The organism is Azospirillum sp. P4_B5 (assembly GCF_056402275.1).
The window spans coordinates 115,570-132,428 of sequence record NZ_JBFUHT010000001.1; the positions used below are offsets into that span (position 1 = coordinate 115,570).

At 67.9% G+C, this 16,859-nt stretch carries 15 protein-coding genes; 8 read left to right on the forward strand and 7 right to left on the reverse strand.

Annotation, left to right across the window (positions count from 1 at the left end; genetic code table 11):
• Positions 1-3 precede the first annotated feature (3 nt).
• Positions 4-2,754: a pentapeptide repeat-containing protein gene (locus AC1DVI_RS00580; RefSeq protein WP_476956366.1), complete on the reverse strand. Its 2,751-nt coding sequence runs from the start codon at positions 2,752-2,754 to the stop codon at positions 4-6.
• A 74-nt stretch (positions 2,755-2,828) separates the two neighbouring features.
• Positions 2,829-3,722, reverse strand: a complete 894-nt coding sequence (gene ypfJ, locus AC1DVI_RS00585) for a KPN_02809 family neutral zinc metallopeptidase (protein ID WP_476956367.1) — start codon at positions 3,720-3,722, stop codon at positions 2,829-2,831.
• A 125-nt stretch (positions 3,723-3,847) separates the two neighbouring features.
• On the opposite strand from ypfJ, the gene AC1DVI_RS00590 reads away from it, so the two are divergent.
• Positions 3,848-4,402, forward strand: a complete 555-nt coding sequence (locus tag AC1DVI_RS00590) for a TspO/MBR family protein (protein ID WP_476956368.1) — start codon at positions 3,848-3,850, stop codon at positions 4,400-4,402.
• On the opposite strand, the gene AC1DVI_RS00595 is transcribed toward AC1DVI_RS00590, so the two are convergent.
• On the reverse strand, positions 4,403-5,437 hold the full coding sequence (locus AC1DVI_RS00595) for a lysine-2,3-aminomutase-like protein (protein WP_476956369.1): 1,035 nt from the start codon (positions 5,435-5,437) through the stop codon (positions 4,403-4,405). It abuts the gene before it with no gap.
• Between the two features lie 65 nt (positions 5,438-5,502).
• On the opposite strand from AC1DVI_RS00595, the gene AC1DVI_RS00600 reads away from it, so the two are divergent.
• The 5 genes from AC1DVI_RS00600 (at position 5,503) to AC1DVI_RS00620 (ending at position 9,656) form a co-directional block, all read left to right on the forward strand.
• Positions 5,503-6,252 carry a glycerophosphoryl diester phosphodiesterase gene (locus tag AC1DVI_RS00600; protein WP_476956370.1) on the forward strand — a complete coding sequence of 250 codons (750 nt, stop codon included), beginning with the start codon at positions 5,503-5,505 and terminating at the stop codon, positions 6,250-6,252.
• 228 nt (positions 6,253-6,480) lie between these two features.
• Positions 6,481-7,878, forward strand: coding sequence for an NAD(P)H-dependent flavin oxidoreductase (locus tag AC1DVI_RS00605; RefSeq protein ID WP_038531606.1), 1,398 nt, complete (start codon positions 6,481-6,483; stop codon positions 7,876-7,878).
• Positions 7,879-8,015: 137 nt separating this feature from the next.
• Positions 8,016-8,447, forward strand: a complete 432-nt coding sequence (gene irrA, locus AC1DVI_RS00610) for an iron response transcriptional regulator IrrA (protein ID WP_014238832.1) — start codon at positions 8,016-8,018, stop codon at positions 8,445-8,447.
• 199 nt (positions 8,448-8,646) lie between these two features.
• A complete protein-coding gene (locus AC1DVI_RS00615; protein ID WP_014238831.1) occupies positions 8,647-9,066 on the forward strand; it encodes a rubrerythrin family protein in 420 nt (139 codons plus the stop codon).
• Positions 9,063-9,656, forward strand: coding sequence for a DUF3501 family protein (locus tag AC1DVI_RS00620; RefSeq protein ID WP_476956371.1), 594 nt, complete (start codon positions 9,063-9,065; stop codon positions 9,654-9,656). Before AC1DVI_RS00615 ends, AC1DVI_RS00620 begins: the two co-directional genes overlap by 4 nt.
• Positions 9,657-9,801: 145 nt before the next feature.
• On the opposite strand, the gene AC1DVI_RS00625 is transcribed toward AC1DVI_RS00620, so the two are convergent.
• The gene (locus AC1DVI_RS00625) at positions 9,802-10,356 is read right to left on the reverse strand and encodes an SH3 domain-containing protein (RefSeq protein ID WP_476956372.1); all 555 of its coding nucleotides are present in this window, start codon (positions 10,354-10,356) and stop codon (positions 9,802-9,804) included.
• A gap of 219 nt (positions 10,357-10,575) precedes the next feature.
• Between AC1DVI_RS00625 and AC1DVI_RS00630 the strand changes: the two genes are divergently transcribed.
• Positions 10,576-11,565: a 2-hydroxyacid dehydrogenase gene (locus AC1DVI_RS00630; protein WP_476956373.1), complete on the forward strand. Its 990-nt coding sequence runs from the start codon at positions 10,576-10,578 to the stop codon at positions 11,563-11,565.
• 17 nt (positions 11,566-11,582) lie between these two features.
• On the opposite strand, the gene AC1DVI_RS00635 is transcribed toward AC1DVI_RS00630, so the two are convergent.
• Both AC1DVI_RS00635 and AC1DVI_RS00640 read right to left on the reverse strand, forming a co-directional pair.
• Positions 11,583-12,137: a Uma2 family endonuclease gene (locus AC1DVI_RS00635; RefSeq protein WP_476956374.1), complete on the reverse strand. Its 555-nt coding sequence runs from the start codon at positions 12,135-12,137 to the stop codon at positions 11,583-11,585.
• A 61-nt stretch (positions 12,138-12,198) separates the two neighbouring features.
• Entirely contained in the window at positions 12,199-14,883 is a 2,685-nt protein-coding gene (locus tag AC1DVI_RS00640) for a bifunctional acetate--CoA ligase family protein/GNAT family N-acetyltransferase (RefSeq protein WP_476956375.1), read from the reverse strand.
• 297 nt (positions 14,884-15,180) lie between these two features.
• Between AC1DVI_RS00640 and AC1DVI_RS00645 the strand changes: the two genes are divergently transcribed.
• Complete coding sequence (locus tag AC1DVI_RS00645; RefSeq protein ID WP_476956376.1) at positions 15,181-16,122, forward strand: L-lactate dehydrogenase; 942 nt, start codon at positions 15,181-15,183, stop codon at positions 16,120-16,122.
• Positions 16,123-16,226: 104 nt separating this feature from the next.
• Here AC1DVI_RS00645 and ppa read toward each other — a convergent pair whose 3' ends face one another.
• Positions 16,227-16,784 (reverse strand): inorganic diphosphatase, encoded by a 558-nt coding sequence (ppa, locus tag AC1DVI_RS00650; RefSeq protein ID WP_200484854.1) that lies wholly within the window; start codon positions 16,782-16,784, stop codon positions 16,227-16,229.
• Between the last annotated feature and the right edge of the window lie 75 nt (positions 16,785-16,859).

Sequence of the window (16,859 nt, forward strand, 5' to 3'; positions counted from 1 at the left end):
TCATTAGGAAGGTAGGTTTTTGGCGCGCGTCAGATCGGTACCTGTCAGATTGGCACCCGTTATGTCCGCACCTGTCATATCCGCGTCAATCAGGTTGGCGCCTGTCAAAACGGCGCGCGTCAGGTTGGCATCCGTTAAGTCGGAGCTCATCAGGTTGGCATCCGTTAAGTCAGTGTCTATCAGATTGGCGTCTGTCAGGTTCGCACCCATCAGGTCCGCGCGCGTCAGGGTGGCGTACGTCGGGTTGGCGGATGTTAAGTCGGCGTATGTTAAATCGGCGTCCGTCAGATTGGTCCGCGTTAGGTCAGCACCTGTCAGATCGGCGCTGGTAAGGTCGGCGTTTTTCAAAGTAGCACCTAACAATTTGGCGTACACAAGGTCGGCGCCTGACAAGTCAACGCCCGTTAGGTCAACGTTCGTCAGGTCGGCCCCTCGCAGGTTGGCGCCCCCCAAGTTTAGACAGGAAAGACAAAAGCGTGCGATGCTCCGGTCGGTAAAAGGCCCAAGCAGGCGATGCAGGGTCGATGCCGACAGTGTTGAGTTTTTTACACCCTCCGGCTCCAATCGGATGATCGACCGTTCGGACGGCGCCAGAGTTACTGACACGGCGGCGTCCAAGGTGGCGAGAAGGGCAACTTCAGCATTGCGAACCCTTCGCTCGATCTCCCGCGACCGAAAATCACCGTTGGGCAGCGGCATGCCTTGCCGAACACACTCGTCAAACAGGCGCGCCAGGGACTCCCGCCATTTCGCGATGTCGCGCGTCACCCCGCCGCCGGAAGCGGCAGAGGCCATCTCAGATCGTAGAAAGTCCAAAAGGGCGCGATCCATTGCCGCGGGACCGCACAGCGCCAGCCAATCCCCCAAGCATGCTGACAGGCTGGTCCGCCCGCTGCGTCGAGACAGCAAATCGTGGCTGGACTCCACTTCCCGCAGCATCCGCTTTGCGATCAGGAACTGGCCGAAGCTCTTGTGCGTGAACTCCACCGCCCGATGGGTCTGGCCGGTGTGAGAACGACAGAAGAAGCTGTCGAGTAGGCAGGTCAGCGCATCGTCGCGATTCGTTGTCAGACAAGCCAGATGCCGGTCAAGGCTGGCGTCTTCCAACCGTTTCTGGACCTCCGGAAAGGGGACAGTCCGGTCTCCTCCGTTGTGCCAAGCCGCGACTGCAACTTCTTCCAACATCCATTCGAGGTCGTTGCGTTTCAGGCCGTCGATGGCCTCAAGCGCGTCACTCTCGCTTCGCCGGTTCACCCGGTCCAGCACATTACCGAACAAGCGGCTGTAGAGGTCGTGTATGCCGTCGATGGACGCCGCGCGCTTGGTGCCTTCCAAAGTCAGGATCTGAGCGATCAACCAGTTGAGCAATGGTTGCTCGGTGAGTGCGTCTAAGTGCGCGTTGCGCTTCCGAAGCATTTCTGGCCGACCACCTGTATGGTCGAAGCGCCGCCACCAAGCCGGACGTTGATCCAGTCGGGCAAGCGCGCCATCGTCAAACCAGTCGCACCGCGTACCCTCAATCCGGAAACGCAGGACGTGCAACCGTGCGCCCTCGGTGCGGGACATTGTGTCCGTGGTTTCAGCTGCACCCGGGCGGCCCGCTAGAAGCAACAGGACCCGCAGCCCGTTCCTATTCCACTCCGACCGCGCGTGGCTCAGGCTGCCGATGAATCCGTTCAGCAGAGTCACCGCACCCTGGCCAACCTTAGCCAACTCGTCCAGCCCGTCCAAGATCAACAGCAGGGGAGGTCCGCTGTCGCTTCGCGCACGTTCCAGAGCGTCATGGCCCACCTCGTCAGACAGGAAGCGGGACAGTTCAGCTCGCGCGTCGCCCGTGTAATTCAGTCGGCTTAGTGGTACCAGCAGCACCCGCCGGCCCTTCCGCGCCAGCCGCGCGGCCAGCATAGTGCAGGCGCTCGACTTGCCGGCTCCGGGCTCTCCCGACAGGACCCGGACCGCATCGCGCGGGTTGGCCCGCTCGATCCATTCATCAAGTTCGTCGTCCAGCCATCGAATGGGGATCAGCGGATCGCCCTTGCGCCGATGCTCCGGTGCCGGCGGTTCCCCCACCGACGCTCGCAAGGGCACGTAGAGATCGTGCAGGGAAAAGCGCGGAACCCTCTCTGGATCGAGCGAGCGGAGGGGCCGATGCACCGCTTCCACCAAACGGGCTCGGTAGGCTTGCCAATCCAGTGCCCGTTGCGCCGCGCCGTCCAGCGGGGTCGTGCGCGTCACTTCGGCGAGCATGGCTCGATAATCGGCCTCTCGGCTGGGGTCACGCAGTTCGGCGGCCAGGGCCAGGACGAAATCCTCGCGGAAGGCCAGACGCATCGTTTCGCGATGCTCCTCCGGCACGCCGCAGACGCGTTGCCAGCCGGTGAAGGCGTCCAGCACCACGGACAGGGCGGGCCAGCGGTCCGGGTCGGAAAAGGCGGCTCCGGTCAGTTCCAACGGCGTGTCGGCGGTGTGGCGGGCCAGTTCGGCCTCGATCTCGCGCGGATCGGCCTCCGCGGCGAGGAGGGGTGCCTGCCGGGCGAAGCGCTGGATGCTGCGGATTGCCGCCGTGTAGGCGCCGCGCTGAAGCAACAGGCGGGCGCCGTCCTCCGCCGTGGCGTCGCCCGGCCCGTCGCGGGTGAAGGCGTCCGCCGCGTCGATGAACTCCTTGACCGCCTCGACGATGTTGCCGGCGGCGGCGTTCAGCCCGACCTTGCCGAGGGCGATGGCGAGTTTCTTCTTATCGACGATGATCGGCATGAACAGCCCCTAACCAGAAAGCCGCTCAAAATTAGTAAAAACTATAGACTAACTCAACCAAATCGCAGAGTTGGCTACAGCCGCTCCGCCCCGAACGTATCGCAGGCGTTCAATTCCCCCCGCTCCAGCCCTTTGCGGAACCAGCTCACCCGTTGGGCGGAGCTGCCGTGGGTGAAGCTGTCCGGCGTCACGGTGCCGCGGGATTGGCGCTGCATACGGTCGTCGCCGATGGCGCTGGCCGCCGTCAGCGCCTCCTCGACGTCGCCGGGCTCGATGATCTGACGCTCGCGGTTGGCGTGGTTGGCCCACAGCCCGGCGAAGCAGTCGGCCTGAAGCTCCAGCCGCACCGACAGCCCGTTGGCGTCGGCTTGCGACCCGGCCTGCCGTTGGGCCTGCTGCACCCGGTCGGAGATGCCCAGCAGGTTCTGCACATGGTGGCCGACCTCGTGGGCGATCACGTAGGCCTGGGCGAAGTCGCCCGGCGCGCGGAAACGGTCGCGCAGGTCGCGGTAGAAGCTGAGGTCGATGTACACCTTGCGGTCCCGCGGGCAGTAGAAGGGACCCATCGCCGCCTGGGCGAAGCCGCAGCCCGAATCCACCGTGCCGGAGAACAGCACCAGCGCGGGATCCTGGTAGGTCCGGCCGATCTGCTGGAACTGCGCGGACCACGTGTCCTCCGTGTCGGCCAGGACGACGGAGACAAAGCGCTTCAATTCGTCGTCGGTTCCGTTGCTTGGAACGTCGGATTGCTCGTAACGGGCCTGCTCCTGCGGGACGGTGCCTTGCAGCAGGTCCAGCGGGTTGATGCCCAGCAGGAGCGACACCACCACGATCACCGCCAGCCCGCCGATGCCGATGCCGCCGCGCCCGATGGGGATTCCGATCCCACCCCTGCGGAAGCCGCCGCTTCCGGGCGTGCCGCGCCGGTCCTCGACATTCTCGCTCTCGCGACCGTCCTGCCACCGCATCGCCCGATCCTCCCCCGACGCATTGCCAGAGGAAAACCGGCGAGGGGGCGCGGCTGTTCCGGCGCTCCGCCGGATGCGTCAACCCCGCGCTTGACCGCAAGCGGGGCCGTGCCATTTCCTAAGGCATGAACCACCGCTCCTTCGTCCCGACGGAACCCGCAACCGACACCGGCCCGCTGCCCTTTCGCGTGCATTGGTGGCAGGCTCTGGTCTTCTGGCTGCTCACCAACACCTATGGCGTGTTCGAGCGGGGCGGGGAGCCGTTTCCCGGCTATCAGCCCTCGCCGCTGCAGCCGCCGGGCTGGGCCTTTCCCGTCGTCTGGTTCAGCATCAGCCTGATCCAGCTCTGGGGCTGCCTGCGGCTGCTGAACGCGCCCTGGACGATCCGCTGGCGCCCGGCGCTGATCGGGATGCAGGGGGCGCTGTGGCTGCTCTACGCCAGTTTCGGATTCGCTTACTTCACGATGGGCAGCCCGATCCTGGCGGCGGCCTGGACCATCGCGTATTTCATCATCGCCTCGACCTGCGTGCTGCTGGTCTGGCCGGACGACCGCGCCATCGCGGCGAGTTGGCTGCCGCTGGTGCTGTGGACCGGCTTCGCCTCCATCGTCGCCATTCATGGCGTGGTGCTGAACCCGGACCCGCTGTTCGGGCTGGGGCCGGGGCTGGGAACGCGTTGATCAGCCGCGGTAGCGGTGCGTCGCCCCGGTGAAGTCTTCCGCCAGATAGCCACCTTCGCCGTCCGGCCGCACCCAACCCGGCGCGGCGGGGGCCTTGCCGTGCCCGCCGGGGATGTCCAGAACGTAGGTCGGCTGGCAGAGGCCGGAAACGCGCCCGCGCAGTCCCTTCACCAGCGCCTGCCCCTCGGCCAGGGTCGGGCGGAAATGGCTGGTGCCGGCGGCGAGGTCGGGGTGGTGCAGGTAATAGGGTTTGATCCGGTTGCGCACCAATCCCCGGAACAGAGCCTCCAGCGCCGCCGCCTCGTCGTTGATCCCTTTCAGCAGCACCGTCTGGCCCAGCAGGGGGATGCCGGCCTCGGCCAGCCGGGAGATGGCGCCGCGCGCCGGTTCCGTCAACTCGCTGGCGTGGTTGACGTGGACCGCCATCCAGGTCGCCACGTCCGGAGCCTTCAGCGCCTCGACAAGCTCCGCCGTGACGCGCGCCGGGTCGGCGACGGGGACGCGGGTGTGCAGCCGGACCACCCCGACGTGGGGGATGTCCGACAGGCTGTGGACGATGTGGGACAGGCGTCGCGGCGACAGCAGCAGGGGATCACCGCCGGTCACCACCACCTCCCACACCTCGGGATGCGTACGCACGTACGCGAGCGCGGCGTCCAACTCGTCGGGCGACAGGGCCTCGCCGCCCGGGCCGACCATCTCGCGCCGGAAGCAGAAACGGCAGTAGACCGCGCAGGCGTGCAGCGGTTTCAGCAGGACACGGTCGGGATAGCGGTGGACGATGCCCTTCACCGGGCTGCGCGCCACGTCGCCGATGGGATCCTTGCGCTCCTCCGGCGCGGTGTACGCCTCCTCCGGAGAGGGAACGTACTGCGCGTACAGGGGATCGCCGGGCGCGGCGTCCGCCAGCGTTTCCAGCAGGTACGGCGTCAGGGCGATGGCGTAGCGGTCGGCCACGGCGGCCACGGCCTCGCCCGCCGCGGGCGTCATCAGCCCGGCGGCCACCAGTTCGGTCACGCTGTGGGCTGCCTTCATCGCTCGTTCCCGATCCGCCGCTTTGCGCCTATCATGAGAGGCCCGCTCTTACTCCCGCAGGACCCATGCTGTCGACTCTTCCCCGCCTGATCGGCCACCGCGGCGCCAAGGAAAGCGCGCCGGAAAATACCCTCGCCAGCCTGCGCGAAGCCGCCCGCCAGGGCGCCGCCTGGGTCGAGGTGGACGTGATGCTCACCCGCGACCGCGTGCCGGTGCTGATCCACGACGACACGCTGGAGCGCACCACCAACGGCGCCGGGCCGGTGCCCGACCTGCCCCTGGCGGAGCTGAAGGCGCTGGACGCCGGGTCCTGGTTCGACGCCCGTTTCGCCGGCGAAACGGTGCCGACCCTGGAGGAGGCGCTGGGCGTGATCCGCAAGCTCGGCCTGGGTCTCAATCTGGAGATCAAACCCTATCCCGGCCAAGAGGTGCCGACGGCGGAAGCGGCGCTGGAGCTTCTGACGCGGCTGTGGCCCGGCGGCTTGCCCCTGCTGGTCTCCAGCTTCGAGGTGCCCTGCCTGGAGGTGGCGCGCGACCGGGCGCCGGAGATTCCGCGCGGCTATCTGCTGTGGGACCCGCCCGCCGACTGGGCGGCCATCGCCGACCGCGTCGGCGCGGCCACGCTGAACATCCATCAAGATCGCCAGACGGCGGAGAGCGTCGCCGCCTACCGCGCCACCGGGCGCCCGGTTCTGGCCTACACGGTCAACGACGCGGCGCGGGCGCGGACGCTGTTCAACTGGGGTGTGGCCGGTGTTTTCACCGACGCGCCCGGCCGGCTGGCGGCGGAACTGGCCGAACAGGCAGCCCTGTAAAGCAGCTGCCGTTGGGACCACCGGTTGACGTTTGGGGAACTGTCGCTGTGACAGATTTTTTTCTAACACCGCGAATCCGCTCGTCCGCACGGAAATTTCCTCATATATAGATCGCTCATGGCGGCTGGGCCGTCGGGGGCACGACTCCCGGCGGCGTTTTTCGTCGTCTTTCGAGTCGCGCTGTCCGGGTGCCCGCACGCGGGCGCTCTCATGGTCTTGGAGGTTTCGTTGAAGGCGCTTAAGCCGTTGCTGATGTCTGGCCGGGAGGTTCTGCCGCTCGTCGAGGGTGGCAAGGGAATTGCCGTCTCCAACGGGGAAAGCTCGGGCGCCTGGGCGGCGGCCGGGGGTATCGGAACATTCTCGGGCGTGAACGCCGACAGCTACGACGAGAACGGGAATCTCCTGCCGCAGGTCTATCACGGCAAAACCCGCCGCGAGCGTCACGACGAGCTGATCAAGTTCGGCATCCAGGGCGGCATCGCGCAGGCGCGCATCGCGCACGAGGCCTCGAACGGCCAGGGCCGCATCCACATGAACGTCCTGTGGGAGATGGGCGGCGCCGAGCACATCCTGCACGGCGTGCTGGAAGGCTCCCAAGGCCTGATCCACGGCGTCACCTGCGGCGCCGGTATGCCCTACCGCGTGGCGGAGATCGCCGTGCACTACGGCGTGCATTACTACCCCATCGTCTCCTCGGCCCGCGCCTTCCGCGCCCTGTGGCTGCGCGCCTACCACAAGTTCCGCGAGAACCTGGGCGGCGTGGTCTACGAGGACCCGTGGCTGGCCGGCGGCCACAACGGCCTGTCCAACTCCGAAGACCCGCTGAAGCCGGAGGATCCGTTCCCCCGCGTCCTGGCGCTGCGCCAGATGATGAACAGCTTCGGCCTGAACGACACCCCCATCGTCATGGCGGGCGGCGTCTGGTGGCTGTCGGACTGGGAGGACTGGATCGACAACCCCGATCTCGGCCCGGTGGCCTTCCAGTTCGGCACGCGCCCGCTGCTGACCCAGGAAAGCCCGATCTCCAACGCCTGGAAGCATCGCCTGCTGACGCTGAAGGAGGGCGACGTCTTCCTGAACCGCTTCTCGCCGACGGGCTTCTACTCCTCCGCCGTCAAGAACCCGTTCCTGATGGACCTGATGGCCCGCTCGGAGCGTCAGGTGGCCTATCTGCCCAAGCCGGTGGGCGAGCATTCCGCCGAGCTGCCGCTGGGGCCGCGCGGCCGCCCGGTCTATGTGACCGAGACGGACAAGGCCCGCGCCGAGGGCTGGCTGTCCCAGGGCTTCACCAGCGGCCTGAAGACCCCGGACAGCACGGTCATCTTCGTCACGCCGGAGCAGGCGGAGCGCATCCACCGCGATCAGGTGGACTGCATGGGCTGCCTGTCGGCCTGCAACTTCTCCAACTGGGCGCAGAACGAGGAAGGCACGAACGGCAAGCGCGCCGATCCGCGCTCCTACTGCATCCAGAAGACCCTGCAGGCGGTCAGCCACACCGACGACTGCGAAAACCAGCTCATGTTCGCCGGTCACAACGCCTTCCGCTTCGCGTCGGACCCCTATTACAAGGACGGCTTCATCCCGACCGTGAAGCAGCTGGTCGAGCGGATCGCCACCGGCTACTGACGCCGGCGGCCCGCGGGTTTGCGGGGGGCGCTTGCCCCCTGACCTGAAATCGTTCTAAAGTGAGCGGGCTGCGGCAGATCGCCGCGGTCCGTTTCGCGTTCCGACTTTGTGACCTGAACCACGGCGAACAGACGACGATGACCGGCACCCGACCCTTCAAGCGCGCCCTCGACCGCCTGCAGACGGCAGGCTTCCGCCCGACGCGCCAGCGTCTGGGTCTGGCCCGCCTGCTGTTCGAAGGGGAACACCGCCACGTCACCGCCGAGCAGCTCCACACCGAGGCCATGGGGGCGGACCTGCGGGTATCGCTGGCCACGGTCTACAACACGCTGAACCAGTTCACCGCCGCCGGCCTGCTGCGCGAGGTGGTGGTGGAGGCGGGCAAGTCCTACTTCGACACCAACACCAGCGACCATCACCATTTCTTCCTGGAAGGGACGGGCCGGCTGGAGGACATCCCCGGCGACGATGTGGTGGTGCAGCATCTGCCGCCGGCCCCGCCGGGCACGCGCATCGCGCGGGTGGACGTGATCGTCCGGCTGAGCGCGGAGCAGGGCGAGGACCGCTGAGGGCGAGGATCTCTGAAGGGCAGGCGGCCGACGGTCGCGTCACGAAAAAATCCATCTCCCAACCGGACCTTCGGAGAATTTCCGGAACATTGACGCGTTTTGGGAGCAATGGCATAAGCCGTAGCCGAGGCTCGGCCCCCGGAGGCCCCACGCCCGTGCGCGGCCGGGCCGGACAGAACCCCGTGGGGAGAACGCCGCCATGTCGCTGAAGGGCACGAAGACCGAGCAGAACCTCAAGGCGGCCTTCGCGGGTGAGAGCCAGGCCAACCGTCGCTATCTCTATTTCGCCCAGAAGGCCGACGTGGAAGGCCACAACGAGGTCGCCGCCGTCTTCCGTTCCACCGCAGAGGGCGAAACCGGTCACGCCCACGGCCATCTGGAATTCCTGGAGGAAGCCGGCGACCCGATCACCGGCCTGCCCATCGGCGACACGGTGAGCAATCTGAAGGCCGCGATCGCCGGCGAGACCCACGAATACACCGACATGTACCCGGGCATGGCCCGCACCGCCCGCGAGGAAGGCTTCGAGGAGGTCGCGGACTGGTTCGAAACGCTGGCGAAGGCCGAGCGGAGCCACGCCGGACGCTTCCAGAGGATGCTGGACCAGCTGTCGTCATGACGGCGCGCCGGACCGCGATCACCCGCGCCGACATCCTTCCCCTGGACCGCTACGCCCGCGAACGCGCCGCCCGCCGCAGCGCCTTGGTCGCCGTGAAGAAGAGGCGCCGGGTCGCGGTCGGCCCCTACGCCGTCGTCCATTTCGAGAGTTACGAAACGATGTGGCAGCAGGTCCACGAGATGCTGTTCATCGAGCGGGGCGGCGAGGCGCAGATCGACGGTGAGCTTCGCGCCTACAACGGCCTGATCCCCAAGGGGGCGGATCTGGTCGCCACGGTGATGTTCGAGATCGCCGACCCGTCGCGCCGCGCCGCCGAGCTTGGCCGGCTGGGCGGGGTGGAGCGGACGGTGACGCTGCGCTTCGCCGGCCACACGGTCGTCGCCCGCCCGGAGGAGGACGTGGAGCGGACGAACGAGGTCGGCAAGGCGTCCGCCGTCCATTTCCTGCATTTCGACTTCACGCCGGAGCAGATCGCCGCCTTCCGCGCGCCGGGTACGGAGGTGATCCTCGGCATCGGCCATCCCCACTACGGCCACATGGCGGTGATGCCGGAGACGGTGCGGGCGGAGCTTGCCGGGGATTTCGGGTAGGGGGGACCTGTTGCCCCCTCCCTGACCCTCCCCCGCCTTCGGCAAGGGAGGGGACTTTTCTCCCTCTCCTGCGAAGCGGGGGAGGGAAGGGGCCCGCGGCGTTAGCCGTGGGAAGGGTGGGGGCAAACGGCCCGCCGCCCACCGGTTATTCGATCGTCTCGTCCTTGTAGGCGCCCCAGAACTCCCCGCGGCTCATCCAGCCGCGATAGCCTTTCAGGTCCACCTCGCACCACTCGCCCTTGCATTTGCGCAGCCAGCCGATCACCCCCGGCTGGGCGCGGGCCACCACGGCGGCGTCGCCGTGCGGCTCTTTGCGGACGGTGCGGATGTCGCCGGTGATGACGATGCTGCGCTTGCCCGACAGCATGCTCTGGTGGACCCAGCCCTCGCTGCCTTCCCAGTCGCGGATGCGGCGCCAGGTGTCGAATTCCTGGGTGATCTCCACCGGCATTTCCTTGCGGGTGAACACCCATTCGATGGGGTAGCGCACGTTGGGGCCGGTGCGCGCGTTCACCTCGCCCGAGCGCAGCGACACGAAACGGGGGATCGGCAGGCCCGAGGCGTGGGTCGGGTCCTTCTCGCGCCGCCCGCCCTCGGACGCGCCGGCGGAGGACAGAGTGACCGGCGCCAAGGCTGCGACGGCCAGCGCCAGAACGGCGAGAGCGCGGCGGATGGCAGACGTCGTCGGCAACGGCAACACCGGCAGCCCCGTGCTGTGGAGATCGGATGGATTTAAGTCGGAGGCACTATAATTAGGGGTAGCCGCCAGGGGCAAGCGCAAGGCGCGGGCGGCGGCATCGCGGCGGCTCTTGTCACATCATGGAGCCGTGCGGCGCGCCGAATCGTCACTGCCATCTGGACAGCTTCCCAACCGCTTGATAGGACAAGCGTCGGCCCGGAATGGGGGAGGCACCGTCCAATGACCGAAAAGAAGAAGCCGCTCGTCGTCGTCACCCGGAAATTGCCCGACGTCATCGAGACGCGGATGATGGAGCTGTTCGACGCACGGCTGAATTCCGACGACGAGCCCTTGACCCACGCGCAGCTCATCGACGTGGCGCAGGTGGCCGACGTGCTGGTTCCCACCGTCACCGACCGGATCGACCGCGAGGTGATCGAGAAGGCCGGGCCGCAGCTCCGCCTCATCGCCTCCTTCGGGACGGGCGTGGACCACATCGACCTGAAGGCGGCGCGGGAGCGCGGCATCAGCGTCACCAACACGCCGGGCGTCCTGACCGAGGACACGGCGGACATGACCATGGCCCTGCTGCTGGCGGTTGGCCGCCGGCTGGCGGAAGGCGAGCGGCTGGTCCGCTCCGGCCAGTGGAAGGGCTGGGGGCCGACGACGATGCTCGGCCACCGCATCCAGGGCAAGCGTCTGGGCATCCTCGGCATGGGCCGCATCGGGCAGGCGCTGGCGCGCCGGGCGCGCGCCTTCGGCATGTCGATCCACTACCACAACCGCCGCCGCGTCTATCCGGACGTCGAGCAGGAGCTTGAGGCGACCTATTGGGAGAGCCTGGACCAGATGCTGGCGCGCATGGACGTGGTGTCCATCAACTGCCCGCACACCCCGGCCACCTACCACCTGCTGTCGGAGCGCCGGCTGAAGTTGCTGCGCCCGCATTGCTTCATCGTCAACACCTCGCGCGGCGAGGTCATCGACGAGACGGCGCTGACCCGGATGCTGTCGAAGGGCGAGATCGCCGGTGCCGGCCTGGACGTGTTCGAGCACGAGCCGGCGGTGAACCCGAAGCTGCTGCGGCTCGACAACGTGGTCCTGCTGCCGCACATGGGCTCCGCCACCATCGAGGGCCGGATCGACATGGGCGAGAAGGTCATCATCAACATCAAGACCTTCGCGGACGGCCACGCCCCGCCCGACCGCGTCCTGGAAACGCTGCTGTAGACGGTGGGAGAGGGCGTCTAGAGGACGCCCTCATACAGGGCGGCCATGGGAATCTCGATCCCGACCGAGGGGAAGCGCAGCGTCCCGCCCCCGATGACGTCGCGGACCACCCAACTCTGTTCATCCTCGCGGTGCCACAGCTCGGCGCAGCGCTTCGTCGAGTCGAGCAGAAGGATTTCCTGGACCGACGGGATTTCCCGATAGATCGCCAGCTTCCGGCCACGGTCGAACTGGGCGGTGGAGGGCGACAGGATCTCCACGATGACCGTCGGGTCCACCGTTCCAGGCTTGTTTGACGTCGGTCCGCAACCGATGGCGGCGTCGGCCTGGAACCAGGCATCGTCGCGATCGGGCAGACGGATGCCGGCTTCGACCCGCGCCCGGCAGGGTGGGTGAAGACGCTTCCCGAACTCGACGACGATGTTGGCCGCGAGAAGAGCGTGCGCGTCGGACGGCGGCGCCATGGCGACCGGTTGGCCGCCGTCCAGCTCATAGCGGGTGTCCGTCCCGTCGTTCCAGACGAGGAACTCATCCACGGTCATCGGGCGGGGTGCCGGATCGCTCATGCCCATGAGTATGGCCCTCTCCCTCGTCGCTTCCAAGTGGCGCCACCCAGGGGGGGCGCCACCGCGGCTATTTCGCGGCCAGCCCGCCGCCCAGCTCGATCCTGACCTCGACCACGCCGGGCTCGTCCAGGTTCTCCTTACGGATGAAGCCCAGCGCGCGGCACATGCCCAGCATGTTGGTGTTCTCGCGCAGAACCTCGCCGTAGACTTCCTTGATCCCGCGGGAGCGGGCGTAGTCCAGGATCTTGTTCATCAGCTGGTAGCCCAGCCCCTGGCCCTTCATGTCCGACCGCACCATCACGGCGTATTCGGCGCGCAGGTTGTCGGGGTCGGCGGTGATGCGCACGACGCCGTACATGATGGTCTCGCCCGTCTCCGGGTCCGGCCCGACGGCGACCAGGCCCATCTCGCGGTCGTAGTCCATCTGGGTCAGGCGGGCGGCGGCCTGGTGCGACAGACGCTTCAGCGGCGCGAAGAAGCGCAGCCGCAAGTCCTCCTGCGTCTGGTTGGCCACCATGTGGTGCACCAGCGGCTCGTCCTCCGGCAGGATCGGGCGGACGACGAACTGGCGGCCATCCTTGATGGTGATCCGGTCCTCCAGCCCCTTGGGGTAGGGGCGGATGGCCAGACGCTTCGCGCCGGGCAGGGCCGGCACGCCGACCTTGATGCGGGCGTCCAGCGCCAGCACGCCTTCCGAGTCGGCGAGCAGCGGGTTGACGTCCAGCTCGACGACCTCCGGGAAATCGACGATGAGCTGCGAGATCTTGTTCAGCGTCAGCGCCACCGCCTCCAGATCGACCGCGGCGCGCGAGCGGTAGCCTTGCAGCTGCCGCCAGATGCGGGTGCGGCCCATCAGCTCGGTCGCCAGCTTCATGTTCAGCGGCGGCAGGGCGAGCGCGTAGTCCTCCACCACCTCCACCCCGATGCCGCCCTCGCCGAACAGCAGGACGGGGCCGAACAGCTCGTTCTCGGTCATGCCGACGATCAGCTCGTAGGCGTCGGCGCGCACCGCCATCTCCTGGACTGTGAAGCCCTCGATGCGGGCGTCGGGCACCGCCTCGCGCACGCGGGCCAGCATCGCCTCGGCCTCGGCCTTGACCTCCGCCGGCTCGGTCAGGTGCAGGGCAACGCCGCCGACGTCCGACTTGTGGGTGATGTCCGGCGACAGGATCTTCAGCGCCAGCGGCCCGCCGATCATCTCGGCGCAATGGGCGGCCTCCTCCGGCGTGTCGGCGCGGCGGGTGTCGACCACCGGGACGCCGTAGGCGGCGAGCACACGCTTGGCCTCATACTCGCTCAGCCAGTCGCGCTTCTCCGCGATGGCGCGGGAGATGATCTTGCGCACAGTGATGCCGTCGGGCTGGAAATCCTCCGGCACCGACGGCGGCGTCTCCATCAGCAGCTCCTGGTTCCGGCGGTATTCCACCAGATGCAGGAAGGCGCGCACCGCGTGGCTGGGCGTGTCGTAGGTGGGGACGCGGTTGGCGGCGAACAGCTTGCGCGCCTCCGCCGCCGTGTTGTCGCCCAGCCAGCTGGTCAGCACCGGATGCTTGCGCGTCTTGTTGGCGATCATGGTGTCGACCACGGCCTGCGCGGCGGCCAGCCCGTCGGTCACCGCGGTCGGGCAGTTCAGCACGAGAACGGCGTCGTTGTTGGGGTCGGCCATCAGCGCGTTCAGCGCGTCGGCGTAGCGCTTGGGCGGTGCATCGCCGCCGATGCGCAGCGGGTTGCGGGCGCTTCCGGCGCCCAGCGCCTTCTCCAGCGCGTCCATCGTCTCCGGCGCGAATTGGGCCAGCCGCCCGCCGGACAGGATCAGGCTGTCGGTCGCCATCACGCCCATGCCGCCGCCGTTGGTCAGGATGGCCAGCCGGTCGCCGGTGATCGGCGACCCGGTGCCCAGCGTGCCCACCGCGTCGAACAGCTCGTCCAGGCCGCTGACGCGCAGGATGCCGGCGCGGCGGAAGGCGGCGTCATAGACGGCGTCGGACACCGCCAGCGCCCCGGTGTGGGAGGTGGAGGCCTCCAGCGCCTCGTCGGTGCGGCCGGACTTGATGACGATCACCGGCTTCTGACGGGCGGCGGAGCGCGCCGCCGACATGAACTTCCGCGCGTCGCTGATGCTCTCGATGTAGAGCAGGATGGCGCGCACGTTGGCGTCGCCGGCCAGATAGTCCAGCAGGTCGCCGAAATCGACGTCCGCCTTGTCGCCCATCGAGATCAGGTGCGAAAAGCCGATCCCCCGCGCCGTCGCCCAGTCGGCGATCGAGGTCACCACCATGGAGGACTGTGCCACCAGCGCCACGTCGCCCTTCTTCGGGGTGACATGGCCGAAGCTGGCGTTCAAACCGCGGCCCGGCACCATGATGCCCAGGCTGTTGGGACCCAGCACGCGCATCAGGTGGGGCTTCGCCGCCTCGCGCAGGGTCTGGATCTGCTCCTTGGAAAAGCCGCTGGAGATGACGATGGCCGCCTTGGTTCCGCGCTTGCCCAGCGCGTCGACGGTGGCCGTCACCATGGCGGCCGGGGTGCAGATCACCGCCAGATCCGGCGTGACCGGCAGATCGTCCACCGACTTGTAGGTCAGCACCCCCTCGACCGCTCGCTCGCCGGTCACCGGCATGATCGGGCCATCGAACCCGGCGTTGAACAGGTTGCGGGCCACCACGGCGCCGATGGTGTTCGGCTTTCGGGTCGCCCCGATCAGGGCGATGGAGGCGGGCTTGAACAGGCGGTCGAGGTTGCGAACGGTCATGGCCGGGTTCCGGAGGTTCGTCTCACACAGCAAGGCTCGAACAGCCGCCATTCCGCTAAAGATCGGACTGGGGCCGTCGACTTGCAATCTGGAGTAAGGAGGCAATCGCGGGACGGGAACGCGACCGATCGCCGCTCATGTTGCAGTGCAACATACACATTGGTCATACCTTTGTACAGGCGCCCTTTGTCGCGCCCCCTCCGAAGCGGATATCCCCGCCGTGCATCGGGGCTTGAGCGGGCGGGCGCGATGCTCCACCCTGTTGACCCTCAACGGAAAAAACAGGGAGCGGGAGCCATGAAGGTCGGGATCGTCGGGGCCGGCGCGGTGGGCGCTACGGCGGGATTCGCCATGGTGATGAGCGGTTCGGCCAGCGAGGTCGTGCTGGTCGACATGAACGAGAAGCTGGCCGCGGCCCAGGCTCAGGACATCGCCCACGCAGTGCCCTTCGCCCGCGCCGCCCAGGTGCGCCACGGCGGCTACGCGGCGCTGGCCGGGGCCGGCGTGGTGGTGCTGGCCGCCGGCGTGGCGCAGCGCCCCGGCGAGACGCGCCTGCAACTGCTGGAGCGCAACGCGGCGGTCTTCGGCGCCATCATCCCGGCGGTCCTGGCGGCGGCGCCCGACGCCATCCTGCTGGTGGCGACCAACCCGCTGGACGTGATGACGCAGATCGCCACCCGCATCTCCGGCCTGCCGCCGTCGCGGGTGATCGGCTCCGGCACGATCCTCGACACCGCGCGGTTCCGCGCTCTGCTGGCCGACCGGCTGGGGGTGACGCCAAAGTCGGTGCACGCCCATGTGGTGGGCGAGCATGGCGATTCGGAAGTCCTGCTGTGGTCCGGCGCCACCATGGCCTGCCTGTCGGTGGATCGCGCCGCCGAGCGGCTGAAGCGCCCCCTGACGGCGGAGGATCGCGCCGCCATCGACGAGGGCGTGCGCCGGGCCGCCTACCACATCATCGACGGCAAGGGCCACACCGCCTTCGGCATCGCCGGCGGCCTGTCGCGCATCGTGGCGGCCATCGCCGGGGACGAGCGGGCGGTGCTGACCTGCTCCATCCTCAACGACGAGGTGCTGGGCGTGCCGGACGTCGCGCTGTCGCTGCCGCGGGTGATCGGAGCGGGCGGCGTCCTGGAAACGGTGATGCCGGACCTGTCGGAGGCAGAGGCGGCGGCGCTGAAGCGCAGCGCGGACATCCTGAAGGAGGCGGTGACCTCGGTGGAGAAGTCGCTGCCCTGACGGGGAGAAAAGAGCGGGGCCGGCCCGCGTTGCAGGACCGGCCCCGCGGTGCGGAGCCGGCCCTTGCAACCCGTCCAGTCGAGACGCCTAAGTCGAGAGGCGCGTCAGACCACCGGGCCGGGCTGGCCCTTGGTGGCGGCGGCAGCGCGCTCCATGCCTTCCTGGATCTTCTTGGCGGCTTCCTGCTCGTCGCCCCAGCGCAGGATCTTCACCCACTTGTTCTTTTCCAGATCCTTGTAGTGCTGGAAGAAGTGGGCGATCTGCTCGGTGGTGATCTCCGGCAGGTCCTTGTAGGACTTCACGTTGCTGTAGAACGGGTGCAGCTTGTCGACCGGAACGGCCAGCAGCTTCTCGTCCTCGCCGCCCTCGTCCTCCATGAACAGCACGCCGATCGGGCGCGAGCGCAGGACGGCGCCCGGGATGACCGAATGGCGGCCGACCACGCAGACGTCCACCGGGTCGCCGTCACCCGACAGGGTGTGCGGGATGAAGCCGTAGTTGCAGGGGTAGTACATGGCGGTGTGCAGGAAGCGGTCGACGAACATCGCGCCCGACTCCTTGTCGATCTCGTACTTCACCGGCTCGCCGCGCAACGGGATCTCGATGACCACGTTCACGTCCCACGGGGCGTTCTTGCCGACCGGAACCTTGCTGAGATCCATGGAAAACCATCCTTCGACTGCAAAAGCGGGTTGCGCTTGGTTGTGGACGCGGGCCAAAGCTCCCGGCGCCGCGCG